This is a genomic window from Methylacidimicrobium sp. AP8, from assembly GCF_903064525.1.
Lineage (GTDB): Bacteria > Verrucomicrobiota > Verrucomicrobiia > Methylacidiphilales > Methylacidiphilaceae > Methylacidimicrobium.
The window spans coordinates 1,971,293-1,996,319 of record NZ_LR797830.1; the positions used below are offsets into that span (position 1 = coordinate 1,971,293).

Consider the following 25,027-nt stretch of genomic DNA (forward strand, 5'->3'; position numbering starts at 1 on the left):
CCTCCCGCTACAAGTGAATTCTTTTCTTCCTGGCTGACAAGCATTTTCTTTCCAGCTTGTCTTAACAAGTTAGCAGCCATGCGGATGCCGCTCTCATCCGCCTTCGGCATTCCGACAGGGCGTTTGGAAAGATCTCTCCTAGGAGATTTGCCGGAGGCCGACCTTCCGGACCCGGATATCTTCGCGCCCGCTCAGCCGGGCTCTACGGGCCTTTCTTTTCCGCCTTCCCCGCCGATAGATCCCGAAGCTCTTCGACCTTCCACGGCCCGGAATGCCCGCCCAATTGGGCGCGCACCGCTTTTACCTCCTGTTCGCCGACAGGGGAGGCATGGTTCCCCCACGATTGGCGCAGGAAGGTCAAGATGGCGGCGATCTTCTCATCGGTCAACACCGTCTTCCAGGCGGGCATCATCCCGTTGTATTCAGCCCCCGCGACCTTGACCGGCCCCTGGAGCCCTCCGAGCACGATAGCCGCCAACACCCGGGCATCGCCATCGACCCATTCCGAGCCGGCGACCGGGGGAAACTGGCCGGTCATTCCCTGCCCGTTGGGTTGATGGCAGGCGGCGCAATTCGCTTGGTACTGCTCCCGGCCGAGGGCGACGGGATCGACGGCCGCCGGCTTCGGCTCCTCCCCCCCCGGAGCATTGGCCGTCCGTGCGGCGGATCCCGGGGCCGTGGGCGTCCAGCCTGCCAGCAGCCCGCTCGCATCGTAGACGTCGCAGCGGAAGCCGCCGTTGTACCGGAGGAAATAGGCGATCGCGAGGAGAATGATCCACGATGCGAACACGATAAAGGAACACGGGATTCTCTCCCGCGGCGAATCCGTCGGCGGAAGCTTTTGCGGATCGGATTCGTGGTTCATTGGGTGTTGTGCGTGCCGGCTGGCGGTGTTCTCTTAAGGGAGAGCAGGTACGTCACCAGCGCCCGCGCCTCCGGCCTCGGCACCACCTGAAATCCCGGCGCAGGGGCATTCCGTCCGGAAAGGGGCAAGGCATCGGGCAGTGGGGTCCCCAGCAGGGGCACACGCGCGTACAGGTACCGGTAGGACGGCATGAGTGAGCCCGGGAAGATCGTCCGCGGATCGTACAAAAGCCGGTAATACCAGCGGGCATCGGTCCGGCGCTCTCCCACGTCGGCCAGGTCCGGTCCGAGACGGAGCACCCCCAGCGGGACGATGTGATCCTCCCGGTAATCCGAGGGGATCGTCCGGCGGGAGCCCCAGCCGCGGGCGATATCGGATCCGAGGTTCGCCGGCCGAACCACCTGGGTATGGCAGGAGGCGCACCCGTTGGCCGCGTAGATCCGCCCGCCCACAGCGGCCCGCCCGAAGGGCGCGCCGCCCGGGGAGGCCCCTCCGAGCTTCGTCAGGGGCAGCCAAACAAAAAGCAGCCACCCCATTCCTGTCGCCAGGAGGATCCCTAAGAGCACCCCTTTGGCTCCCCTCACGGCATTCGCGCTCCTTCGATCGCCGCGCCGGAAAAGCCCGCGGGATTTTCCGGGCTCGGATTCGCTCCACTTTCGACAAGGAGCCACAGGAGATGGAGGCCGAAGACCGCATGGGCCGCCAGCAACGCGAGCGCCGGAGCCGCTGCGCTCCGCAGGAAGGGAAGAAGGGAAAGGATCACCTCATGGATGGGAAGCTCGGCGTCATCGAGGGCAAACCCTTGAAAGAGCCCGCCGACGGCCAATAAGCCGACCAGAAAGCTGATCCCGTAGCTGCTCAACAAAAAATGCGCCTTCGCCAGTCCCGGGGAAGGCCAGGGCCTGCCGAGCACCCGCGGCAAGACGGCGTAGAGCAGAGCAAAAAAGGTCATGCCCAAAAAACCGTAAAGGAAGAGTGTCAGCTGCGCTTCTTCCAGGACAGTATAGTGGACGTAGCGGCTCCAAGTCGGAAGGGCAAGCAGCGCCCCGAGCCCCGAAGCCGCCAGGAAAGCCACCATGCCGAATCTCAGGAAATCCCAGCCGGCCCTCCCCTGCCCTTTCTTCGGGGACGGCGCCCGGCGTGCCGCCTCCCAAAAGCCTAAGCCAATCGCGACCGCCGCCACCCACAGCAGAAAACGGGAAGAGACCCCCGATGACACTATCCAGAGTGGAAACGGCCCCCCCACCAGATGAGCCATGCCGGCCAGATTCGCGAGAACCGCCCAAGCCCAGAAGGCGCAGCGGCCCAGCCCCGCGAATGCCACCGGTCGACCGAGATAGTCCGGGACGAGCAGATAGACCGCCCCGAGCGCAAAGGCTCCCAGACCCGCATAGAGCAGCCCGTCGTTAAACCACCACTCGAGCGATCCCATCGCCACCCCGCGCGCCGCCGGCTCGTGCAGCACGAGCACCGCCGCGCCTCCCGCCCACGGAATCCAGACCAGACCTAGGAGCAGAAATCGGGACGCGAGCGAGGTTTCCTCCCACCGGCACACCAAGGTGGCGACCAGCCAGCCCGCGGAAAGCAGATAGGCCATCCCGAGCGAAGGCAGGGAAAATGCCGGCAATCCGAGCCAGGAGAGAGAGCGGCTCTCTCCGGCCAATACTCCGGTGATCCCGCTCCACAATCCGAAATTCCAGAGGAAAGACGAGGCAAGGAACCATCGCTCGCCCAGGAGGGGAAGCTTCCCGCCCTTCGTGACGGCCCAGAGCGCCGCAGAGAGTCCCATGGGGACGCCGAATCCGTAGACGAAGCCTAAGAAAGCTGCCGGGCTGATCCTCCCGAAGCTGAGCCAACCCCAGGTGCCCAGAAAGCGGGGATCGACGAGCTTGAGGCTGCCGAGCAGCGCTAGGACGCTGGCCGCCCAGAGCCAGACGGCGGCCGGAATCATCAGTCCCAGGATAGGGACGCGCAAGGACGATGCCCCGTCCCCGCGCAGAGACTTCACCGGCGTTTCGCCCGATTCCGAAGATTCCGCCATGGTTGCCGTTCCTTCGCCCTCAGCCTGCCGGTTGGGGTTTTGGCGCCGGCGGAGGCGGCTGCCGCAAAAGCGCACCCGGCAGCAGAACGGACGACGGCCCTACCTTCTTGCTCTTCAACCGCTCCTCCTCCAGCTCCATGGCCCGCGCGATGGGAATTGCGACCACCCCTTTCTCCCGATCGATCCAACGGTAGCGGCCCAGCGTCTCGCGATCCGCTTTGCGCAGGGCCTCGAGCCGGCTGACCCGCTCGGCCTGAGCCCGCTTCTCTGCCGCCTCCTCCGCTTGTGTCAAGCTGCGGGTCATGAGAAAAACACCGACGACCGGCCAGACGAGCAGAAACACGGCCCACAGGTAGCTCGTCATGCCCGGGAAGCCGCTCCCGCCGCCGGGCCCTCCCGCCTCCTTTTCGCGCACTCCGCTTCCCGCTGCTGCCTCCGACATGCAGATCCTCCTCTAGCCGATCACGTCCAACGACTCCTGCAACCGGGGGTCACGCCTGGGGAAAATCTCGCAGGAGACCAATCGCCGGAGGAAGGCGCCCGCCAAAAGGCACCCCATCCCCGCCCAAATGGAGAACTCAAGAACTCCCACGGAGACCCCGTTTGCGAATACTCCCGGAAGAACAAGCCAATAGAGCTCGGCCGCTTGCATCAACACCACCCACCCGGCCGCCAGCGCGAGCGTCTTCGGATTGCGCTTGGTCCCCTGCGGAAGAAGCAAGAGAAAGGGGACGAAGAACCGGCCAACCACCAGACCGATGGCGAAGCCGTTCCAGCTCCCCATATTGCGGCGGATGAAAAAGTAGGTCTCCTCCGGAATGTTTCCGTACCAGATCAGCATGTATTGGCTGAAGGCGAAATAGGCCCACAGGGCCGTGAAGGCGAAGAGCAGCCGGCCGAGGAGGTGAAGATGCTCTTCGGTCATCTGCGGGAGATAGCCCCTCCCCCGTAGCCAGAGGAGGATGAGAATCCAGAGAGCCAGGCTCGCCCCGGCAGCCCCTACGAAGATGTAGCCTCCCCAAATCGTCGAGCCCCAGCGGAAGTCGAGGCCCATCAGCCAGTCGATAGCCGCGAAGGTCATGCAGGCGCCGTAGATGACGAGGAGGCCGTAGGAGAGCTTCTGCATCCGCACCGTATGCCAGGGATCCCCGTCGCCGTCCTGGCTGCAGGAGCCGTTCCAGAAGAACCAGGCGGCGGCAATCCAAAAGACGAAGAAAAATACCGCCCGGATCGTGAAAAACGGGAGATTAAGATAGGCGGATTTTGCATGAAGCGCCGGATCACGAGCGAGAGCCGGACTCGTCCACTCGTAGAGGTGATGTCCCCAAAACACATCCCAGAGGATCGGCAGAAAGAGGAAAGCGACCCATGGGAAGAGGGTGGCGAGGTTTTCTACCTGCCGTCGCAGGAGCACGCCCCATCCCGCGTTGGTGACATAGTGGAGCAGCACCCAAAAGAGCGCTCCGGCACAAAGGCTGAAGAAGAAGAAGAACGAAAAGAGCCAGCTATGAAAAAACTCCTTGGGCTGCCACCAGGCACCGCCGAACGATGCGGCCAAGAGGAGCACGCCGGCTCCTTGCAACCACCCGCCGACGGCTTTCAGGCGGCCCGCCGGAAGGCGAACGGCCCCGCGAAGCTCGGGAGCGCACTCCTTATGTCTCATCGCTATTTCCCCTCGAGAGCCGGCCGTTCCGCGATAGGAACATCGGCAAGCGTTGCATTCTGACTGAGTTGCAAGGCTCGGATATAGGCGACGATAGCCCAGCGCTCTTCCACGCTCAGGTTGGCACCGTACCCCAGCATCAGCCCCTGGCCATGGGTGATGACATAGAAGATCTGGCCGTCAGGCATCTGCCGGGTGTGGTCGGAATGATAGTTCGGCACTCCGACAAGCCCGTACTGGGTCGCAATGCCGTTTCCCATTCCGGTCGCCCCGTGGCAGGCGCTGCAAAAGATCTCGAAGCGTTCCTTCCCCTTCTTCATGGTTTCGGCGTTCACGGGAATGGGGATGCCATCGCCCCAGTAATCGCCAATCATTCCGGTGCTCAGGTAAGGACGATCGACCGGATCAACGGTCGGCACCGTGCCCGCGACGGGATACCGGCTCGCCCGGCCGTCCGGGAAGAAGAGGCTCGGGGCCTGCTCCTTTACTTTGGCCTGTCGCACCATGTCGGGAAAGATCTCGATCGGGCTCCGCGTCGTCTTGGTGCCGCGGAACCCGGTCACGCTGACGACCGCAAAGACCAGGCAGGCGATGAACAAGAGGAAGGTGCGCATGATCCCGAACGGCCTATCGCGGAATATAGGTGATTTGTTTCCCTCCCAAGCGCTCCAGGAATTGCCAGCTCTCCAGCGGTGAGAAAGCGGGATCCCGGGCTTCGATCACCAGAAAAAATCCATCGTCGGTCGCCCGCCGAGAGAGTTCCTGCCAATTCCACACCGGATGATGCGGTCGCGGGAGACGGGAGAGAAGTACGGCCGCCAAAAAGGCGCTGAACGCGGCAAAAAGAATGGTCATCTCCAACAATATGGGGACGAAGGCGGGGAGGCTGAAATAGGGCTTTCCTTGGACGACGGTCGCGTAAAAGAGGCCCTGCAGCTGGCTCGTCGTCCGGCTGTGGAGGAATGCCGGCCGCGGAATCGAGGTGGCCGTCACCATGGCCAGACCGATCAAAAGACCGAGCAAACCTCCCATAAGCACGAAGAAGGAAACGCGGGACTTGGGAAGGTGCATGGCCCGATCCATTCCGTGAATCGGATGGGGCGCATAGGCGTCCCACCAGACGTATCCCTTCCGCCGGGTCTCCTCGCTCGCTCTCCGCAGCTCCTCTTCGGAAGAAAACTCGGCTCCCAATCCGTAGATCTCGCCTCGCGGGGGTCGCATCGCCTGCCGAGGCTCCGGCTCGGGTATCCGCCGGCGCCGCGGCCCGCTCAGCAGGGTCTTGATCTCGGCGATCGAAATCGCAGGCAAGACCCGAAGAAAGAGCAGGAAAAGGAAGAAAAAGAGGCCGACGCTTCCGAAGAAGAGCCCCCAATCCACCCAGGTCGGCAGATAGTGGCGCCAGGAGGAGGGCAGAAAGTCCCGCTCGAGGCTGACGATGATGATCGAGTAGCGCTCGAACCACATGCCCACGTTGATGAGTATCGAAGCCGTCCAGAGAATCCAAGGTTGGATTCGGCAGCGTCGAAACCAGAAGATTTGCGGAAGGACGACATTGAAACCGAACATGAAGAAGTACGTGGACGCATCCGGGCCGGTAATCCGATTCCAAAATGTGTATCGTTCGAAGGGATTGGCTCCATACCAGGCCATGAAGAGCTCGATGAGATAGGAGTAGCCGACAAGCGATCCTGTCGCCAAGAGGATCTTCGCCATGTTGTCCAGGTGCTTCTCCGTGATCATATCCTTGAGCTGAGGATAAGCGGCCCGGAGCGGCACCATGAGCGTCACGATCATCGCAAATCCGCTGAAGATCGCTCCGGTAATGAAATCGGGCGGGAAGATGGTGGTGTGCCATCCGGGCACAAGGGTGGTGGCGAAGTCGGTCGAGACCACCGAGGCGACGGAGATCACCAGCACGCTCACCACGCCGGCCAGGCAGAGATATCCCGCTTCATAGTGGTGCCACGCGCGGAGGGAACCAGTCCATCCCCAGCAGAGCACGTGATAGAGGCGCTTCTTCCATAGGGTGGTCGCCCGATCCCGAAGGGAGGCGATGTCGGGAAGCAGCCCGAAATACCAGAACAGGCAAGAGACCGTAAAATAGGTGCCCACGGCGAATTCGTCCCAAAGAAGCGGAGCACGAAAGTTCTGCCAGACCGCGTAGGACTCCGGGACCGGAACCATGTACCAGAACATCCATTGGCGGCCGATGTGGAAAAGTGGGAAGACCGCCGCGCAGAGCACCGCGAAGATGGTCATCGCCTCCGCAGCCCGGTTCACGGAGTTCCGCCACCGTTGGCGGGTGAAGAGCAGGATCGCCGAGATCAAGGTGCCGGCATGCCCGATCTCGATCCAGAAAACGAAATTGAGGATCGCGATGCCCCAGAAGACCGGGCTCTGCAGCCCCCAAACGCCCAGACCCGTGCTGATGAAATAGACGACAACCAGCGGGACCGCCCCCGCCAGCAGTCCGAAGGCCACCGCTCCCAGCCACCACCAGAGAGGAGCCGGCTTTTCCAGCACGGAGCAGACCGCGTCGTTCACCCAGGAGGCGTCCCGACCGTTGAGCACGAGCTCGGGACGCGCGAGCATGGCCCGCCCGCTTTCCGCCCGATCGATCGTGTTCTCCACCTTCGGCATCTTCATTCCTTCCTTCCGCGCGCCCTTTTAGCCGGCGCGCTCGCCGGCTGTCCCGCTCGGGCCCTTCTCCGGCTCACCCGCCTTCGGGAACGACTCGGTTCCGCCCAGATCGGGATTGGGATTGTAGATGCGCGCTAGGTAGGAAACCCGCGGGCGCACATTGAGGTATTCCAGCACGCGGTAGGCTCGGGAGTCGGCCTTCCAGCGGGAAACTCGGCTCTCCGGATCGGCCAGATCTCCGAACACGATCGCGTCGGCCGGACATGCCTCCTGGCACGCAGTCCGCACGCTGTCGCGGGGGATGCGTTGCGGGACGCCGTCGCGCGCCTGAACCAGAGTAGCGATCTTGGCTTGCTCGATCCGCTGTACGCAAAAGGTGCACTTTTCCATCACCCCGCGCATCCGTACGGTCACGTTCGGATTGCGCTGCATCTGCACGGTCAGCGGGCTTCCCAGCGCCCCGAAGGGGCCCAAGTAGAGATTCCCCACCGACCATGGGCCTATCTTCTTGGTCTTCAACACGTCGCGCTTGTTGAAATCGAAAAAGTTGAACCGGCGGACCTTGTAGGGGCAATTCGCCGCGCAGGCCCGTGTGCCGATGCAGCGGTTATAGACCATGACGTTGAGCCCCTCCTCGCTGTGCACCGTGGCGTTAACCGGACAGACCGCTTCGCAGGGAGCATTCTCGCACTGTTGGCAAAGCATCGGCTCGGGTATTGTGCGCGGATCGGCTTCGGGACCCGTAAAATACCGGTCGATGCGGATCCACTGCATGATCCGGCCCCGGATCACCTGCCCCTTGCCTACGATCGGAATGTTGTTTTCGCTCTGGCAGGCGATCACGCATGCATTGCAACCGACGCAGCTACCTAGGTCGATGACCATCCCCCACTGGTAGGCGCCTTTGGTCACGCCTTGGGTGTAGGCCGGCCCGGGCTCTTTGGCCCCGTATGGGTTGGGATAGATAGAAACTTCCGGGACCGAACGGGCTTCCGCATCCTCCCGCCTGGCGAAATCGGGCACGGCACGGTATTCCGCCAGACTGCCCTCCCGCACCACTCCCCGATCTCCCGGGTCCGCGTGGGTTTGCGACTGCGCGACGGGGTAGCTCCTCCCGGTCCGGATCACGGAAACCCCGGAGGCATAACGCATCGTATCCCGAGTCCGGAGCCGGTAGGCGTTGAACCCGTGGCCTTGTGCCACCCTCCCACCGAAGGAGCGTCCGTACCCGAGGGCAATCGAAAGGGAGCCCTCCGCGTGGCCCGGAACGGCCAGCGCCGCGGCCTCCAGCCGACGGCCTCCGCATTCCAGCACCACGAGCTCCGCCCGGCGGAGGTCTCCGCCTCCGGGGGGGAGCCCCAGCTCCCGGGCCGTCCGCGGCCCCATGAGGACCGCATTATCCCAGGTGAGCTTCGTGATGAAATCGGGCAGCTCCTGCAGCCAAGCGTTGTTGGCCTGACGCCCGTCGCCGATTTTGGCGCAGGGGTAGAAAGAGAGCTCGAGGCCCCGCGCGGCGGGCCTGCGCGCCAGCTCTTCGGCAACCATCCGCACCGCCTGCTCCCAGCGTGGCTCCGGAGAAAGCGGGCTAGGGGCGCTTCCCGCCCAAAAGCCGTCGTGGAGGCACCGCCGCCATGCTTCCGCCCGATCCTTTTCCTCGATGCGGCAGAGTCGGATGAAGCTCTCCTGGACCTTTCTCGCCGCAACGGGCAACGGCAACAAAGGAGGTCCTCCCGCAAGCGGAGGCTGCGAAAGCTGCGTCGGGCTCGGGCTTTCCGGCGGCCGCAAGGCCTCCGCTTCTCCGCACAGGGCGGCCAGGACGTCGATCTCCGAAAGCGCACCGTAAAAGGGCAGGATCATGGGCTGGGCGCTTAGGTAGGTCCCATCGGGCGCGAAGGCGTCCCCCCAGCTTTCCAAGTAGTGAGCCATGGGTGCATGCCAGTGGCTCGCCTGCGCCGTCTCGTCGGCTAACAAGCCGAGATGGATCACCTGCGGCACGCTCCGCTGCAGTCGCAGCCAATCGAGATCCACAGGCGCGGTGTAGACGGGGTTGGCTCCGAGAATCAGAAGAGCCTGAACATTTTCCTTCCGAATCTCTTCCGCAACCGCCTCCAGAGGCAGTGCCTCGTCCTCCAATGGAGGAATGAGAGCGAGTGCCGACCTCCTTCCGAAAGCCATGTTCATCGCCAAGGCGAGCAGCGCCACGGAAGCGGGAGCGTCCCGACCCGCCATAATCAGCGGCCGCTTGGCTTGGACCAGATCCCGGGCGACCAGTTTCGCCCACTTTTGCACCGGCTCTCCCCAACCCTCTTCCGCCAACCGGCCGAAAGGCTCCAGCTGCCAGAGGCCGCCGGCCGCGAGCTCGCGTGCCACCATGGCCAGAAATGCCGCGTGATCTCCCACCCGCAAGGCCAAGCGATGATCCGCGAAAGCGCCCGCGGACGTCAGCCGCTCCTCGACAACGTAGATCCGGTTCATCTCGTCCTCCGGGTTCCGCAACCGGCGCCGCGCGGCAATTCCCCGGATAGCCGAAGGCCCTTCCTGGTCTCCCGAAGCGAAGTCGCACCCGACGGAAAGAATCACATCGGCTTCCCCCCATCGGGGAAGCAGAGTGAGCCGTTCGCCGAAAAGCCCGCGGGCGGCGGCCGAACGTCCTCCGCTCCCCAATGGCGAATAGGTGGAGAGGAGGGCTTCCGGATAGCGCTTTTGCAACTCCCCGCGCAGCCCGGCGAGCGTCGGAGAGACGGTCGGTTCGACGATCACGGCAAGCCCCGCCCCTTTCTTTTCCCGCCAAGATCCGATCGCCTTGCCGAGGAACTCGGTGAACCTCTGGCGGCCGGCGGGATAGCCATTCTCCAGAAACCCGACGGCGCGATCCGGATCGTAAAGATCGAGGATCGAAGCTTGGATCTGGGGGGTCAGTCCCGCATCGGAAAAGAGCCGGTTGGCCTCCAAGTGCGTAGGCCGTCCCTCATAGGTGGTCACGAAGAGAGGGACGCCGCCGAAGGCTGCGGGGGCCGCCGTGGCGTAGATCAGCGGCTTTCCCGGCACCACCCATTCGGGGCTCGCCGTGTACGGAACCAAGTGCCCTTCCGGACGGCGGCAGCCGGTCAAGCCGATTCCGCCGAGGGCGAAGGACGCCCCCATCAGCCGGAGGAAGGTCCGACGGTTGATCGAATCCCAGGAAAAATCCGGTGGCGGTTCGTTCGCCTTCAAAGAGGAGGGCCGCCCGGCGAGGGGAGGAACATCGCTCCCACGGGTCGCCCGCCGCGTGTTCTTGGTGTCCATCAACGCATCCTCTTCCTAGCCCCGCCTACCGGTGGCAGGCCGCGCAGTTGTCCGACGGCTGGATCTTCGCCGCTTCGATCAGCCGCTTGGCCATATCGACCTGCTGCGACCCGGCCGGAGGTGTCCAGGCAAGATCGAAAACCTTTTCCTGCGGCCGGACGAAATATTCCGGATTCCGGTGGCAATCCAAGCACCAGCTCATGCTCAAAGGGGTCTTGTGATAAATAGTCCTCATCAAGTTCACCTCCCCATGGCAGCTGAAGCAGCTCACACCTCGGTTCACGTGAGCGGAGTGATCGAAGTAGACGTAATCCGGCAACTGGTAGACCCGGGTCCACCGGACCGGCTCCCCGCTTTCCCAACTCTCCCGCAACGCAGCCAGCTTCGGGCTGTCGGCTTTGACCATGCGATGGCAGGACATGCAGGTCTGCGTCGTCGGCACGTTAGAGAAGCCGCTCTTTTCCACAAAACTATGGCAGAAGCGGCAATCGAGTCCCAGACCCGTTACGTGCAGGGAATGGTCGAAAGGAATCGGCTGCTCGGGCATGTAGCCGACCCGCGTGTATTTGGGAGTAAAGTAGTAGGCGACCCCGGCAACTGTCAGGGCGGCAATGATGAGAATCCCCACGACGATCTTCCCGGGAAGCTCATTGGCCGCTTTCCCGAAGAGATTCGCCATTCGTTATTCCTCAACGCTCCGAAAAATTCTTCCCGGCACGAGGAACCCGTCGCCGGATACCGCTACCTCCTCCCGTACTGAAAACCGGCTAGCACACCGGTGCCCGAGGAACAAGCCTTTTGGCCGGCAAGACGCCGAGGAAAAGAACACGCCGGCTCGCATTCCCTGTGCGTGGCAGGGGAGAGAATCGAACTCTCGACCAAGGGCTTATGAAACCCCTGCTCTGCCGCTGAGCTACCCTGCCCGACGAATTCGGCCCGACCTCTCCGCGGCCACGACCCGATTGCCGCTATTGTTTTGGGAACTCGGGGAAGGTCAACCAAATTCCAGACCCCCCCAAGCCCAGAAAGAACTTTGCCTTTGGCTGAATCCCTCTACAATCTCCTCATCCGCTTGAGCGGGCTGTAGCGCAGTCTGGCTAGCGCGCTTGGTTCGGGACCAAGAGGTCCAGGGTTCAAATCCCTGCAGCCCGATCGGGGTTGAACGTGGGAGCGGGTTTTTCGCGCACCGCAGGCGGCTCGCTCCGGGCTTATTTCGCCCATGAAGCCGTGGAATGCGCCCCCGGGCACCGGTCCTCGATCCTGGGAGTTTTTTCCCTCCCTGACCGCGAAGAAGCTCCCGCACGGCTTTTCGCTCCGCACCAGCGTGATCGACCGTGCCCCTCCGCTTGCCGATTTGGGCATCGATCCCGACCGCGTCGTTGAAGCCGAGCAGCCTCACGGTGACCGAATCGCTTTCGTCGAGGACGCCGCCTGCCGGTTGTACTCGGGCGTCGACGGTCTCCTCACCGAATGCCGCGGAGTCGCCCTCAAAATCCGCGTAGCCGACTGCGCCGCCGTCTACCTCTTCGATCCGGAGATTCCCGCGATCGGCCTCGTCCATTCCGGCCGCAGGGGGAGCGAAGCGCGGATCGTCGTCAAGGCGATCGAAGGCTTTCGCAAGCGCTGGTCCACTCCGGCCGAACGGCTCATCGTCCAAATCAGCCCGTGCATTCGTCCTCCGCATTATGAAGTTGATTTTGCGCGCCAGATCCGAGAGCAAGCTCGGAGCTTGGGAGTCCGGTCTCTCTTCGACTGCGGAACGTGCACGGCGTGCCACTTGGACCGGTACTTTTCCTATCGGGCGGAAAAGGGAAAAACTGGACGGATGTGGGCGGTAGCCATGCTGGCGCCATGAGAGCACCGCCGCCGCATCCGTTCAAAGCAGCCCTTGTCGGCGCATCTCGGAGGCGACCCGTTCCGCCTCCTGTTTTCGCTCCGCCTTCTTCTTCGCCTTCCAAGCCTCGTAGGATTTTCCGTCGGCGGCATCGGCGCCGCTCAGCACGATTTCCTCAATTTCGCGATAGGGAATGCTTAGCGAGCTGGCGCCGTCCGGCAGCATGAGCTCGACAAAGGCTTCCTCCCCCTCCCCGGCCCGGTTGAAGAGATAACCTGTCAGCGACCGCCCTCCGGAAAGCCGCAGGGTGACATCTCCGCGATAGTGAAATGCGTTTTCGATCTGCTGCGCCAAACTTGCAGGCGCGGACGGGGCGCCGCCGGCGCTCTTCAGCTTCTCTTCCATCGCCTCGGCCTGGCCTTCGCGCCGCTCATCACCCACCCTATCGCCTAGGCGGATACAGGTTCCTCCTGGTTTTCCGGATGTCGCACGGACGTTCCCGGCATTCCCGACGACGAGGAACCTCCACCCTTGCCCAGGCTCGCGCGAATCGTGCGCAGCAAACCGGAGAAGGACCCAAAGGTGTCGTTGACGGCACTCGCCTCGTAGCCGGAATGGACCATGCAGTCGGCGCACCGCGGATTCCCGCTGCGCCAGCCGTACGCTTCCCAACGGGTCTTCTGCATGAGCTCCTCGAAGCTCTTCGCGTAGCCATCCTGCAGGAGATAGCACGGCCGCTGCCAGCCGAAGATATTATAGGTGGGATTGCCCCAGGGAGTACAATCGTACTCGATGTTCCCTTGCAGAAACTCAAGGAAGAGAGGCGAGAGATTGAACTTCCAGCTCTTCTTCCGATCGCGGAAAACCTCCCGGAAAAGCGCGCGTGTCTTCTCCCTCTTTAGAAAATGTCCCTGGTCCGGAGCCTTCTCGTAGCTGTAGCCCGGAGAAAACATGATCCCCTCGATCCCCAGCTTCATCGCCTCATCGAAAAACCGGCGGATCCTCTCGGGATCGGCTCCGTCGAAAAAGGTTGCGTTCACCGTCACCCGAAAGCCGCGGCGGACGGCTTCCTGTATCCCGGCGACCGCCGTCTTATAAACGCCGTCCCGGCAGACGGACTCGTCGTGGTCTTCCTCGAGTCCGTCAAGATGAACGCTGAAGGTAAGATACTTCGACGGGCGGAAGAGATCGATCTTCTTCTTGAGGAGCAGCGCATTGGTGCAAAGGTAAACGTACTTCTTGCGAGCAATCAGCCCTTCTACGATCCGATCGATCTCCTGGTGAATCAGCGGCTCCCCTCCCGGGATGCTCACGATGGGAGCGCCGCATTCCTCCGCTGCAGCCCAGCATTGTTCGGGGGTGAGCCGGCGGTTCAAAATGTGATCCGGGTACTGGACCTTGCCGCAGCCCGCGCAGGCGAGGTTGCAGCGGAAAAGCGGCTCGAGCATCAGAACGAGCGGATACCTCTTCCGGCCGGTGAGCCTTTGCTTGAGGATATAAGAGGAAACCGTCCAAATTTGCGAGAAGGGCACCATAGGTCCTCCAGGCTACGCCAGGATAGCCGACTGTCAATCCCGCAAGACCTCGATCAGGCCGATTTCTTCTCTTCCCGGGGCACGGCACCCTCGGGGGCCGGTGCGGAAGCCGGGGAAGCCGAGGAGGCTTGCGTTGTTTGGGGTGCGGGCTTGCTCACGGGTTCTTGCAACGAATGGTGGATCTCCCGTTCGAACTCCTCGCGAGCCTTGTGGAACTCGCCCAACGCCCTGCCGACCCCTCGGGCCAGCTCAGGGAGCTTCTTCGCGCCGAAAAGCAGGAAGACGACGACGAAAATCCAAAACCATTCCGAACCCGACGGCAACCCGAATGCCAACCAGAGCATGCCCAACTGTAAGCCCTCCTTGAGATTTTGCCAATGCCATCGATCCCAAGCCCGGCAACCGGCCGGAGACTTTCGCCCCGTTGCAGGATGTCCTCGGGAAAAAGCGGGTCAGGACCGCGGAGGATCGATCCATTTCCCCTCCTCGGCGATGAGCGCAATCAGAGAATCGACCGCCTGCTCCTGCGGGATATTAAAGCGCACCGCCTTTTTTCCGACGTAGAGGTTGACCTTGCCGGGAGCGCCGCCGACGTAGCCAAAGTCCGCGTCCGCCATTTCCCCAGGGCCGTTGACGATGCAGCCCATGACCGCGATCTTCACCCCTTTGAGATGCCCCGTCGCCGCCCGGATCCGGGCCGTGGTCTCCTGCAGGTTAAACAGAGTCCTGCCGCACGAGGGGCAGGCAACAAAATCGGCCTTGAAGCTCCGATTCCCTGTCGCTTGGAGAATGTTGTACGAAAGCTCGAGCGCTTTCTTTGGATCGGCTTCCCGCCGCAGCAGAACCGCGTCACCGATCCCGTCGCAGAGAAGGGCTCCTACCTGAAGGGCGCTGTTGAGCCGCTCCCGAAGCGGGTCTCCCTTCTCGCCCGGAAAGAAGGTATCCTTGAGCAGGATCGGATGGCGCGAAGGGATCCGCGCCGCCAGCATGCGAAAAGCATACAGCGGCGGATAGGGGCAGCCGTCCCGCACGGTCACCAGGCGGGGCGCGCCCGTCTCCAGCTCGGCCAGCGTCGCGGGATCCTCGGGGTCGACCTCCTCGGCCATCCCCGGCCGGTAGCCGAGCTCGGGCACCATTTCGGTTCCGGCCGAGGCGCTTTCCAGCGCGGCGAAGTTCTCCTCGAGGACGGCGACGCGAACCGGCTCTCCTCCGCCCACCTTGGCATTCCGCACCCAGCGATGCGAGTGTCGGCGTTGGAACGAAAAGGGGTCGAAGGGCGGGACCAGCGCTTCCTTGGGGCGCGGGGCGCCGGCGAACTCCTCGACCAGGGCTCGCAAGGCTTCGGCCACGGGGATCTCGCGCACGCTATCCTCGGTCAAGGACACGCGGATCGTGTCGCCGATCCCATCCGCGAGCAAAGCGCCGATGCCGACGGCACTTTTTACCCTGCCGTCTTCCCCATCCCCCGCCTCCGTTACCCCGAGATGGATCGGGTAGTTCCAATCCGGCCCGAGCTCTTGGAGAACGGCGATCAGCCGTCGGTAGGCCGAGATCATGATGCGCGGATTGGAGGCCTTCATCGAGAAGACGATCCGGTGAAAGCCGGCCTTGCGGCAGATGCGCGCGTACTCGAGGGCGCTTTCCACCATCCCCAGAGGCGTGTCTCCGTATCGATTGAGGATGCGATCCGAAAGGCTGCCGTGATTCGTTCCGATACGCATGGCGATCCCCCGCTCCTGGCAGAGATGAACGAGCGGGAGGAAGGCGTCCTCGAGCCGCGCGACCGCGGACGCGTATTCCTCATCGGTATAGCTTCGGACCACGAACTTCTTCCGGTCCGCATAGTTGCCCGGGTTGATCCGGATCTTGTCCACCCAGCGGGCGGCCTCCATGGCAGCCTCGGGCTTGAAGTGGATGTCCGCGACGAGCGGAACCGGACAGCCTCGGCTCCGCAACTCGTCACGAATCGCCCGCAGATTGGCGGCATCTTTGACCGTCGGGGCGGTGATGCGCACAAGCTCGCAGCCCGCCTCGACCAGATCGAGGGCTTCCCGCACGCAGGCTCCGGTATCCATCGTGTCGGAAGTCAGCATCGACTGGATGACGATCGGAGCTCCGCCACCGATCTGGATCGGGCCGACGGGAACCGCCCGCGACTCGCGCTTGGTGTATCGGGAGACATCGGGAACGTATGGCGAAGAGACGGGCGTCATGGTTACTTTCCTGTCGATGGGGATGGGGCGTGGCTCTTTCCGGGGAACTGCATTTCCGGCCCCTTCTGGCCCTTCCAAGGGAGATCCTGAACGTCAAAAAAGGTCACGTAGAGGATGAAGCCGACGATCAGGGTGGCGAAGATCATCTGGAGCGCCTCCAGGACGCGGACGCTCAGAGGCCTGCCGCGCACCCATTCCGCCAGGGAAAGGAGGATGTGCCCGCCGTCCAACACGGGAACGGGCATCAGGTTGAGGAGGGCCACGTTGACGTTGAAGAGCACGCTGAACCAGAGCGCCAGCCGCCAGCCGTACGGACTTTGAAAAAGCAGATAGTACAACCGCATGATGCCCACGGGGCCCGAAAGGTGCTGGGGCTTGATGTCGGAGCGCGGCGAGAGCATCGCCGTCACCGTGCTGGTCATTGCCCGCACGCTGGCGAGGATCTGCTCGAGAGGATTGGGATGGACGATGCTCATCGTGCCGGCCAGATCCCATTGAATTCCGATTCGAGGCACGGTGTCACCTACAGGTACCTCCGGAACGATCTCTACCACCCGGCTCCGGCCCCCGCGAGCGACTTCGAGCGAGAGCGGCCGGCCGGGGTGCTTCAGTATGTACTCGTTGAGCCCGATGGGCGACAGAAGGCGCTGGCCGTTCACGGAGAGGATCTGATCGCCAGGCAGCAATCCCGCCTCCGCGGCGGGACTCCCCGGGAAGACCCGGGCGATGGTCGGAGTCTCTTCCGGCAGGATGAAGATCTGCCGCAACCCCTTACGCCTAAGGAAACCTCTTTCCTCTCGAACCGGTGCCACGAAGACGGTCAGCGTCCTCCCGTCCCGTTCCACGGTTATGGGGATCTCGCTCTCTTCGCTCCGCACAATGTTCCAAATGATCGCGCTGTCGTCCATCCCCTGGAAGCGGCGCACCGGATGCCCATCCACTTGAAGAATCCGGTCACCGGCCCGCAGCCCCGCTTTTTCCGCAGGTGAATTGGGGAAGACGTACCCGATGGTCGTCGTGGCCTCGCTTTGGCTGACCGGCCGGCCGACGACCCAGACGACAAGCGAGAAGAGAACGGCCAGCAGGACGTTGGCCGCCGGCCCCGCCAAGGCGACGATGATCTTATCCCACGGCTTGGCCGGGGGAAGGGGCTGCTCCTCCCCCGCCGGCCTCCCTTCGAGAAGCTCCGCTCCCGCCATCTGGGGAAGCGCTACGAACCCCCCCGCCGGAATCCAACCGAGCGCGTAGGTCACCCCCCCGATTTCCTTTTCCCAAACCGCGGCACCAAACCAGATTTGAAAGCGGTCCACACGCAGCCCGCGCAGCCGAGCCGCCACGAAGTGGCCCCACTCGTGAACGACGATCAAGACGTTGAAGAGAAAGAGAACCTCCAGCAGGGTTCCCACGAAACGCATGATCTCGCCGAACGGCAACATGCTTAAGGATAGCCCTTGTTGCGAATCCACTCAACGGCGGCTCGACGCGCCTCCGCATCGACCCGCTGCAAGACTTCCAGGTTCTCCACCTTCATCGGCTTGTGCGCATCAAGCACCGCCTCCACGCAGTGCGCGATCGCCGAAAAGGGGATCCGCCTTTCCAGAAACGCGGCGACCGCGACCTCGTTGGCGGCGTTGAGCACACAGGGAGCGGTTCCGCCCGCCTCTCCCGCATAGCGGGCCAACCGCAGCGCCGGAAAGCGCTCGTGATCCGGCTGCTCGAAGGAAAGCTGGCCGACAGTCGCCAGGTCCAAGAACGGCACCGGGCTCGGAAGGCGCTCAGGATAGGTCAACGCATATTGAATCGGCAGGCACATGTCGGAACGGCTTAGTTGGGCCAGGTGGGAGCCGTCCACGAACTCGACTAGGGAGTGAACGATGCTCTGTGGATGGACGACGACGTCGATCGCCGAAAAAGGGACCCCAAAGAGCCAATGCGCCTCAATCATCTCCAGCGCCTTGTTGAACAACGTCGCCGAATCGATCGTGATCTTTTTCCCCATTTTCCAGGTCGGGTGATCCAACGCATCCTCCACGGTGGCCGCCGCCATCCGGCGGGCATCCCAGGTGCGGAACGGCCCCCCCGAGGCGGTAAGCAGGATTCGGCGGATTTGGACACCGGAACTCCCCGCCAAACATTGAAACACGGCGTTATGCTCGCTATCGACGGGCAGGATGGGGACATTCCGTGCCCGCGCCTCCGCCATGACGATCTCCCCGGCCATGACCAGCACTTCCTTGCTTGCCAGGGCCAGGCCCTTTCCGGTTCGAATCGCGGCCAAGGCCGGACCGAGCCCGGCGGTGCCCACGATTGCCACCAGAACCATCTCCGCTTCCGTTTCCGCCACCATCTCGAAGAGCCCGGCGGGCCCTTCGTAGATTTTCGTCTTCCCGGGGAACCCCTGGCGCCAAGAGGAGCCCGCAGGGGGATTGCAGAGTCCGACCGCCCGAGGCCGAAACTCCTCGGCCTGCGCCCGCAGCTCATCGAGCTGTCTTCCGGCGGCGAGGCCGACTACCTCCAGTCGTTCGGGAAGCTTCCGGACGACGGTCAGCGCGCTCCGACCGATCGATCCGGTCGAGCCGAGGATCAGGATGCGCTTTTTCATGCCGCCGGCGCGGCCGGCGGGCAAACCTTCGCTTTGGCAAGCGCCGCGATCCGAGAGAACTGCGCCGGGGATCGTACGGCAAGATCGGCCAGCACCTTGCGGTCGATTCCGATCCCGGCCTTCGTCAAGCCCTCCCAGAAGCGGCTGTAAGTCAACCCCTCCGCTCGGACAGCGGCATTGATTCTGGCGATCCAGAGCGCCCGCAGCTCTCTCTTCCTCGTTTTCCGGTCCCGGTAGGACCAGTACTTAGCCTTGAAGATCGCGTCCTTTGCGTACCGATAGAGCTTGCTCCGCCTTCCGCGAAAACCGCTCGCCTGATCTACGACGCGCTTGCGCCGCTCGCGTGAAGCCGGCGCGTTCGTTGCTCTGGCCATAATTCGAACCTTTCTTTGCTGCCGCTTCCCGCTTTTGCTAAGCGATGGCGATTTCGCCCAGAAAGTTCCGTGATCTTGGCGGCTCTTCGCCCGAAAGTCAAAAAGGAAAAAGCAGATGCCGACGGGGCGGTGCCGCCCTCAAACGCGCCGGGAGGTCCCTTCTAACGAAACGGCAGGCTCTCGAGCACGTGCCCGACATCTTCGTCGCGGACGATCTTCGGCTTTCCCAGCCGGCGCATTCTCTTTCGATTCTTGCTCGAGGCCAGGTGCCGCCTCCCGGCACGGGGAGCCAGCACCTTCCCGCGAGCCGTCACTTTGAACCGCTTGACCACGGCCTTCTTCGTCTTTCTCCGCGCTATCGCCTTCGGCATATCTCTTCTCCCTACCTCTCCGCTGCAGGAATCAATCGCTCTCCGTCTCCCCTTCCTCCGTGGTATACTTGCGCCTCCTCTTTTGTGCGGGCAGGGGTAGGAGCATCAAGACAATACTGCGGCCGACCGGCTTGATATCCTGGTCTCCGGTCGCGATGTGGCTGAGATCGTCGCGCACCCTCTTCATCAGATCGACCGCCAGCTCCTTATGAATGTTCTCTCGGCCTCGCAGCATCAAGTTGAAGCGCACCTTCATCCCCTTCCACAGGAACCCCTCCGCCTGCTTCAGCTTGATCTGGTAATCATGGGCGTCGATGTTGATGTGAAGTTGGAGCTCCTTGAGCTTGGAGGTGCCGACGCTCCCCTTCTTCGAGTCCTTCTCTTTCTTGGCCTGCTCGTACTTGAATTTGCCGTAATCCAGAATCTTGCAGACCGGCGGCTTGGCGTTGGGCGCCACTTCCACCAAGTCGAGCATCTTGCGACGTGCGATCGCTTGGGCATCGCCCGCGGACATGACCCCGAGCGGCTTGCCGTCGGAGTCGATCACAAACACCTCCGGCGCGCGGACAAACTGGTTGATCCGCACCCGAGGCTGCCGCTGAAAAGAACGATACGGAGGACGCACGCTACAGAGACCGCCTCGCCACCTCTTCCACTACCTGGTCCACGAATGCCGTCAGGCTCATGACGCCGAGGTTCCCTCGCTTGCGGCTCCGCACCGAGAGATTTCCTGAAGATTGCTCGTTCTTTCCAACAATGGCCATATACGGGATCTTCTGCCTTTCGGCAATGCGAATTTTTGCGTTGAGGGTCTCGCTTTTTTCATCAACCGTCACACGCAGCCGGCGCTCGCGGAGCGCGGCGGCTACTTCCCTGGCATAACCCAGCTGCGCGTCGCTGATCGGCAAGACCCGCACCTGCTCCGGAGCAAGCCAGACCGGAAAATCCCCGCCGAAGTGCTCGATCAAAATCGCCAGGAAACGCTCGAGCGAGCCGAAGGGCGCCCGATGGATCATGACCGGACGGTGTTCGCGATTGTCGGCGCCGATGTAGGTGAGCCCGAAGCGGTTGGGCAGGTTGTAATCGAGCTGCACCGTGCCCAGCTGCCATTCGCGCCCCAGGCAATCGCGCACCAGGAAATCGATCTTGGGTCCATAGAAAGCCGCCTCCCCCTCCTCTTCCGTGAAGTCGAGTCCCGCCTTCCGGATGGCCGCGGCGAGCGCGTGCTCGGCCTTGTCCCAAAGAGCCGACTCCCCGATATACTTGTCGGCCTCCGGCCCCCGCAAGCCTAACCGGATCCGGCATGCCCGCAAATCGAGCGTCGCCAGCACCGTCCGGACCAATTCCAAGCAGCCCTCGACCTCCGCCTCCACCTGATCCTCAGCGCAGAAAATGTGCGCGTCGTCCTGAGTGAATCCGCGCAACCGGGTCATGCCTCCAAGCTCTCCCGATTTTTCCCAACGATAGACCGTCCCGAACTCGGCCAGGCGCACGGGAAGCTCGCGATAGGACCGGGGCCGGCTGGCGAAAATCCGGATGTGCATCGGGCAGTTCATCGGCTTGAGCAGATAGCCCCCGACCTCCCCGATCTCGATCCGGTTGGCATACTCGGCGCAGCTGCATCCCTCTTGCACCAGGTTCTCCCAGGCGGCCGGTTCCGGGATAGGGGGGAACTGCGCGTCCCGGTAGTACGGGAAATGCCCGGAGGTCCGATAGAGCCCGATCTCTCCGACGTGCGGGGTAAAGACAGTTTCGTAGCCCTGCCGCGCCAGGAGCTCCCCTAGGAACGCCTGAAGCTCCTGCCGGATGACGGCCCCCCGGGGCAGCCAGAGAGGAAGACCGGCGCCCACGGCCTCATCGAAGCCGAAAAGCTCCAGTTCGCGGCCGAGCTTTCGATGATCCCGCTTCTTGGCCTCTTCGAGCCGCGCCAAGTGCTCTTCGAGCTCGCGCTCGGTCGGGAAGGCCGTTCCATAAACCCGCTGCAGCTGCGGATTTCTGGCGTCGCCCCGATAATAGGCGCTCGCGACATGGGTCAAGCGCACCGCGCCGACCAACGACGTGTTCTGGACATGGGGACCCGCGCAAAGGTCGAGAAAGGGTCCGTTCTGATAGAGGGTGATCTGCTCTTCCTCAGGGATGCCGCGCAAGATATCGAGCTTGAACCGGCTCGGCTCCGTCCGGTCGGATAGAGCGCCGAGCCGCCCGCGCAGGGCCAGCTTCTCCGCTTCCTCGCGGGTCACCGGAAGGCGGACAAACGGCTGTCCGGCGCGGATGATTTCGCGCATCTTTTCTTCGATCGCCGGGAAATCCTCCGGGGAAATCCGGTGCGGAAGGGCGACGTCGTAGTAGAACCCGTTCTCCACCGGAGGCCCGGCGGCCAGCTGCGCCTCGGGCCAGATTTCCAGAAGAGCGGTCGCCAGAATGTGCGCCGCGGAATGGCGCAGGGTTTCCAGTTCTGTCACAGTCGTTCTTTCTTTCTTACTACTTCTCGATCTTCGTCGCAGCAGCGCTCTTCGTACCTCGCCTAGGCCGGCGACGACCAGGCATTTTCCGCCCGGCTCGGGCTCTCACATGCGCAGGGCGCGGCCGCTATCCAACAAACCAAAGCTCATGGGATTTGCAAGCCGGGGGGAGACGGCTCCTCGGAAATCCGTAGCATCCGTTTCGGCCGAAACCCCCGCCTTGCCGAAGGATTCGGCGAGACGTAGCCTCGGGCACGCCTTCTTGCGATGCTCGCGTTTTACGTCGACAACCTCAGCCCCTATTTGTTGCGGTTCCCGGGGGGTTGGGGAATCCGCTACTACGGGCTGGCTTACCTCTTGGGCTTTCTCTTCCTCTGGTGGGGACTCCATTATCAACGAAAAAAGGGTTGGCTGCGGTTGACCGATCGGCAGATCGACGATTTCGTGTTCTGGCTCGCCATGGCCGGAGTCATCGCGGGAGGCAGGCTCGGCTACTGCCTGCTATATGATCTTCCGCACATTCTCCGCCGGCCGCTGGATCTCTTTGCCCTCTGGCAAGGAGGAATGTCGAGCCACGGGGGCATCGTCGGCGTCCTCATCGTGCTCTTTTGGAGCGCACGGCGCTACCGGCTCCCCTTTTTCCATCTCGCGGATGCTGTCTGCTGGTGCACGCCCGTCGGCCTCGGGCTGGGCCGGATCGCCAATTTCCTCAACGGAGAACTTTGGGGCCGCCCTTCGACAGTCCCCTGGGCCGTCATATTTCCGGAGGCTCCGCTCGTCCACGGGCAGGCGGTCCCGCGCCATCCGTCACAACTCTACGAAGCGGCCCTGGAAGGACTTCTGCTCTTCGCGCTGCTCACCGGGCTGCGGGCAGGCGGCGCCCGGGAAGGCACGGTCGCCCTTTGCTTCCTTGCCGGATACAGCGTCGTGAGAATCGTCGCGGAGTGCTTTCGCGAGCCCGATGTGCAGATCGGCTTCTATTTCGGTTTCCTGACGCAGGGGCAGATCCTTTCCGGGATCACCCTCGCCGTCGCCGGGCTGCTCTGGGAGCTACGGAGGCGAGGCCGCCTCTGAGCGAGCTTGCGGCATGCCCGCACCCGCGCATCGCTCCGAACGGAGCATCCAGTATTCGATGCTGTCGACAAGAGCCTCCCAGGAAGCCTCCACGATGTTGGTGGATACACCCACCGTCGTCCAGCTGCGCACCCCGTCTGACGACTCGACGAGCACGCGCGTCGCCGCCGCAGCACCCCCTTCTGGACTCAATATGCGCACCTTGTAGTCCCGCAGGCGCACGCGGGCCAGATCCGGATAAAAACGTTCGAGCCCTCCCCGCAGGGCCTGGTCCAAGGCGTGAATCGGGCCGTCGCCCTCGGCAACGGTGTAGACGGGCTCTCCCTGGACCGACAGCTTCACCGTGGCCTCGGAAACTTCGTACTTCTTGGCGGGGAAGCGCCGGATCGAAACATGGTATTCCACCAAATCAAAGAAGGGTGGATACGGGAGCAGGCGCCTGCGGAGAAGCAGCTCAAACGAGGCGTCGGCCGCTTCGAATTCGTAGCCCCTTCCCTCCATTTCCTTGATCTGCTGCAACACTCCCCGCGTCCGCTCGTCATCCTCCCGGAGCGTCAACCCCAGCTCCCGCGCCTTGATGACGATATTGCTCCGACCGGAAAGCTCGCCCACCAGGATCCGCCGCCGGTTCCCGACGGCTTCCGGCTCGATGTGCTCATAGCTGCGGCAGAGCTTGCCGATCGCGTTGACATGCGTGCCGCCCTTATGGGCGAAGGCGCACCGGCCGACGAAGGGGGCGCGCGGGTTCGGAGCGAGGTTGGCGGTCTCGTCCACGAAGTAGGAAAGTTCCCGGAGGCGGGAAAGACTGCCGGCGGGAAGAGCACGCTTGCCCAGCTTGAGCTCGAGATTGGCGATGGTCGAAATCAGATTGCAGTTGCCTGTCCTTTCCCCATAGCCGTTGATCGTGCCCTGAACCTGGGTCGCGCCCGCTTCCACCGCGGCCAGGGCGTTGGCGACCGCAAGCTCGCCGTCGTTATGCGTATGGATCCCGATGCGACAACCGATCTTCTGCCGAGCCAGCGCGGTGAGCTCCGCCACCTGCTTCGGTAGCGACCCGCCGTTGGTGTCGCAGAGAACCACCCAGTCCGCTCCGGCCTCGGCAGCGGCTGCCAAGGTCTCCAAGGCGTAGCCGGGATCCTCGCGATATCCATCGAAGGCGTGCTCGGCATCATAGATCACTTCCTTCCCGCGCTGCTTGAAGAAGGCGACGGTTTCCTGAATCATCGCCAAATTCTCAGCCGCGGTGGCGCGCAAGATCTCGCGGACATGCAGAAGCCAGGTCTTGCCGAAGACCGCGACAGCCTGGGTATCGGCATCCAAAAGCATGAGGATCTGAGGGTCCTCCTCCACGGCGGTGCCGGCCCGCCTCGTGCTGCCGAAGGCGACGATCCGGCTCGTCCGAAGCGGCAGATGCGCCACTTCCCGGAAAAAGGCTAAATCTTTCGGATTGCTGCCCGGCCACCCTCCCTCGATGTAAGAAATCCCGACCTCATCGAGCTTCCGGGTGATGCGCAACTTGTCCGAAAGGGAAAAGTGGACGTTCTCCCCCTGGGCTCCGTCCCGCAGCGTGGTGTCGTAGATCGAGACCGCCTCCTCGGCACGGGAATCCGCATCCGCCGCTCTTATCATCGCCTCCACCGTTCTCGTAGAAACCCCTGGACAAAAGGAAAATCAGGGCAGAAAGTTTACAACCATGCAGATCCAATGGAATCCGCAAGGAATTAAGCTGACCCCAGCCTTTTGCTCCTACGTTGACAAAAAATTACAAAAGCTGGAACGCCACGAGGATAGAATCGTCGCCGCCCATGTCAACGTCCAGCACGATCCGCCCAAGGCTACCCTTAACAAGCAGGCCTTCATCGTCAAGGTCCACCTTTCTCTTCCCGGACGGGATCTCCATGCCGAGGATCGCGGGCACGACCTCTACCAAGCCATCGATTTGATCGTCGACCGCCTGGAAGCTCAGCTTCGGCGCCGGAAGACCGAGCTGACCGAAAAGGCGCGGCACGACTCCCGCGAGGCGAAGCGCGAGGTCCACGCGCCCCCCCCTCCCGAATAGATCTTTCCG

General features: G+C 63.0%; 23 protein-coding genes and 2 tRNA genes. 4 read left to right on the forward strand and 21 right to left on the reverse strand.

All coding sequences use genetic code 11. The features are described from left to right. Nucleotides 1-202: 202 nt before the first annotated feature. The 10 genes from MTHMO_RS09190 to MTHMO_RS09235 form a co-directional block, all read right to left on the reverse strand. Complete coding sequence (locus tag MTHMO_RS09190; protein ID WP_202214511.1) at nt 203-865, reverse strand: cytochrome c; 663 nt, start codon at nt 863-865, stop codon at nt 203-205. Continuing rightward, nucleotides 862-1,449, reverse strand: coding sequence for a cbb3-type cytochrome c oxidase subunit II (locus MTHMO_RS09195; protein ID WP_237394870.1), 588 nt, complete (start codon nt 1,447-1,449; stop codon nt 862-864). Before MTHMO_RS09195 ends, MTHMO_RS09190 begins: the two co-directional genes overlap by 4 nt. Beyond that, nucleotides 1,446-2,906, reverse strand: coding sequence for a cbb3-type cytochrome c oxidase subunit I (locus MTHMO_RS09200; RefSeq protein WP_202214512.1), 1,461 nt, complete (start codon nt 2,904-2,906; stop codon nt 1,446-1,448). Before MTHMO_RS09200 ends, MTHMO_RS09195 begins: the two co-directional genes overlap by 4 nt. A gap of 19 nt (nt 2,907-2,925) precedes the next feature. Then, nucleotides 2,926-3,348, reverse strand: coding sequence for a hypothetical protein (locus MTHMO_RS09205; RefSeq protein ID WP_202214513.1), 423 nt, complete (start codon nt 3,346-3,348; stop codon nt 2,926-2,928). Nucleotides 3,349-3,360: 12 nt separating this feature from the next. Further along, on the reverse strand, nt 3,361-4,569 hold the full coding sequence (locus MTHMO_RS09210) for a hypothetical protein (protein ID WP_202214514.1): 1,209 nt from the start codon (nt 4,567-4,569) through the stop codon (nt 3,361-3,363). A gap of 2 nt (nt 4,570-4,571) precedes the next feature. Beyond that, complete coding sequence (locus MTHMO_RS09215; protein WP_202214515.1) at nt 4,572-5,183, reverse strand: cytochrome c; 612 nt, start codon at nt 5,181-5,183, stop codon at nt 4,572-4,574. 13 nt (nt 5,184-5,196) lie between these two features. After that, complete coding sequence (locus MTHMO_RS09220) at nt 5,197-7,215, reverse strand: quinol:electron acceptor oxidoreductase subunit ActD (RefSeq protein ID WP_237394871.1); 2,019 nt, start codon at nt 7,213-7,215, stop codon at nt 5,197-5,199. 21 nt (nt 7,216-7,236) lie between these two features. Beyond that, the gene (locus MTHMO_RS09225) at nt 7,237-10,494 is read right to left on the reverse strand and encodes a 4Fe-4S dicluster domain-containing protein (protein WP_202214516.1); all 3,258 of its coding nucleotides are present in this window, start codon (nt 10,492-10,494) and stop codon (nt 7,237-7,239) included. A gap of 25 nt (nt 10,495-10,519) precedes the next feature. After that, complete coding sequence (locus MTHMO_RS09230) at nt 10,520-11,173, reverse strand: cytochrome c3 family protein (RefSeq protein WP_202214517.1); 654 nt, start codon at nt 11,171-11,173, stop codon at nt 10,520-10,522. Between the two features lie 172 nt (nt 11,174-11,345). Continuing rightward, a tRNA-Met gene (locus MTHMO_RS09235) sits at nt 11,346-11,417 on the reverse strand. A 154-nt stretch (nt 11,418-11,571) separates the two neighbouring features. Here MTHMO_RS09235 and MTHMO_RS09240 point away from each other — a divergent pair. After that, a tRNA-Pro gene (locus MTHMO_RS09240) sits at nt 11,572-11,646 on the forward strand. A gap of 67 nt (nt 11,647-11,713) precedes the next feature. Next, complete coding sequence (locus MTHMO_RS09245) at nt 11,714-12,349, forward strand: polyphenol oxidase family protein (RefSeq protein WP_202214518.1); 636 nt, start codon at nt 11,714-11,716, stop codon at nt 12,347-12,349. Nucleotides 12,350-12,370: 21 nt separating this feature from the next. On the opposite strand, the gene MTHMO_RS09250 is transcribed toward MTHMO_RS09245, so the two are convergent. The 10 genes from MTHMO_RS09250 to thrS all read right to left on the reverse strand — a co-directional run bounded on the left by MTHMO_RS09250 (nt 12,371) and on the right by thrS (nt 21,885). Next, complete coding sequence (locus MTHMO_RS09250) at nt 12,371-12,769, reverse strand: hypothetical protein (RefSeq protein WP_237394872.1); 399 nt, start codon at nt 12,767-12,769, stop codon at nt 12,371-12,373. 8 nt (nt 12,770-12,777) lie between these two features. Continuing rightward, complete coding sequence (hpnH, locus tag MTHMO_RS09255; protein ID WP_237394873.1) at nt 12,778-13,863, reverse strand: adenosyl-hopene transferase HpnH; 1,086 nt, start codon at nt 13,861-13,863, stop codon at nt 12,778-12,780. A 53-nt stretch (nt 13,864-13,916) separates the two neighbouring features. Next, nucleotides 13,917-14,207: a twin-arginine translocase TatA/TatE family subunit gene (locus MTHMO_RS09260; protein ID WP_202214519.1), complete on the reverse strand. Its 291-nt coding sequence runs from the start codon at nt 14,205-14,207 to the stop codon at nt 13,917-13,919. Nucleotides 14,208-14,315: 108 nt separating this feature from the next. After that, nucleotides 14,316-16,076, reverse strand: coding sequence for a (E)-4-hydroxy-3-methylbut-2-enyl-diphosphate synthase (gene ispG, locus MTHMO_RS09265; RefSeq protein WP_202214520.1), 1,761 nt, complete (start codon nt 16,074-16,076; stop codon nt 14,316-14,318). A 2-nt stretch (nt 16,077-16,078) separates the two neighbouring features. Further along, complete coding sequence (gene rseP, locus MTHMO_RS09270) at nt 16,079-17,512, reverse strand: RIP metalloprotease RseP (protein ID WP_202214521.1); 1,434 nt, start codon at nt 17,510-17,512, stop codon at nt 16,079-16,081. Between the two features lie 2 nt (nt 17,513-17,514). Next, nucleotides 17,515-18,678 (reverse strand): 1-deoxy-D-xylulose-5-phosphate reductoisomerase, encoded by a 1,164-nt coding sequence (locus MTHMO_RS09275; protein WP_202214522.1) that lies wholly within the window; start codon nt 18,676-18,678, stop codon nt 17,515-17,517. Continuing rightward, nucleotides 18,675-19,052, reverse strand: coding sequence for a 50S ribosomal protein L20 (gene rplT / locus MTHMO_RS09280; RefSeq protein ID WP_202214523.1), 378 nt, complete (start codon nt 19,050-19,052; stop codon nt 18,675-18,677). Before rplT ends, MTHMO_RS09275 begins: the two co-directional genes overlap by 4 nt. A gap of 161 nt (nt 19,053-19,213) precedes the next feature. Then, entirely contained in the window at nt 19,214-19,423 is a 210-nt protein-coding gene (gene rpmI / locus MTHMO_RS09285) for a 50S ribosomal protein L35 (protein WP_202214524.1), read from the reverse strand. Nucleotides 19,424-19,454: 31 nt separating this feature from the next. Further along, the gene (gene infC / locus MTHMO_RS09290) at nt 19,455-20,048 is read right to left on the reverse strand and encodes a translation initiation factor IF-3 (RefSeq protein ID WP_237394874.1); all 594 of its coding nucleotides are present in this window, start codon (nt 20,046-20,048) and stop codon (nt 19,455-19,457) included. Nucleotide 20,049: 1 nt separating this feature from the next. Beyond that, nucleotides 20,050-21,885, reverse strand: a complete 1,836-nt coding sequence (gene thrS, locus MTHMO_RS09295) for a threonine--tRNA ligase (RefSeq protein WP_237394875.1) — start codon at nt 21,883-21,885, stop codon at nt 20,050-20,052. A 267-nt stretch (nt 21,886-22,152) separates the two neighbouring features. On the opposite strand from thrS, the gene lgt reads away from it, so the two are divergent. Then, nucleotides 22,153-22,959 (forward strand): prolipoprotein diacylglyceryl transferase, encoded by an 807-nt coding sequence (gene lgt / locus MTHMO_RS09300; RefSeq protein WP_202214525.1) that lies wholly within the window; start codon nt 22,153-22,155, stop codon nt 22,957-22,959. On the opposite strand, the gene cimA is transcribed toward lgt, so the two are convergent. Further along, complete coding sequence (cimA, locus tag MTHMO_RS09305) at nt 22,936-24,588, reverse strand: citramalate synthase (RefSeq protein ID WP_202214526.1); 1,653 nt, start codon at nt 24,586-24,588, stop codon at nt 22,936-22,938. The two genes, lgt and cimA, sit on opposite strands and share 24 nt — an antisense overlap. 64 nt (nt 24,589-24,652) lie before the next feature. Here cimA and hpf point away from each other — a divergent pair, with 64 nt between their 5' ends. Continuing rightward, a complete protein-coding gene (gene hpf / locus MTHMO_RS09310; protein WP_202214527.1) occupies nt 24,653-25,018 on the forward strand; it encodes a ribosome hibernation-promoting factor, HPF/YfiA family in 366 nt (121 codons plus the stop codon). The last annotated feature ends 9 nt before the right edge of the window (nt 25,019-25,027 follow it).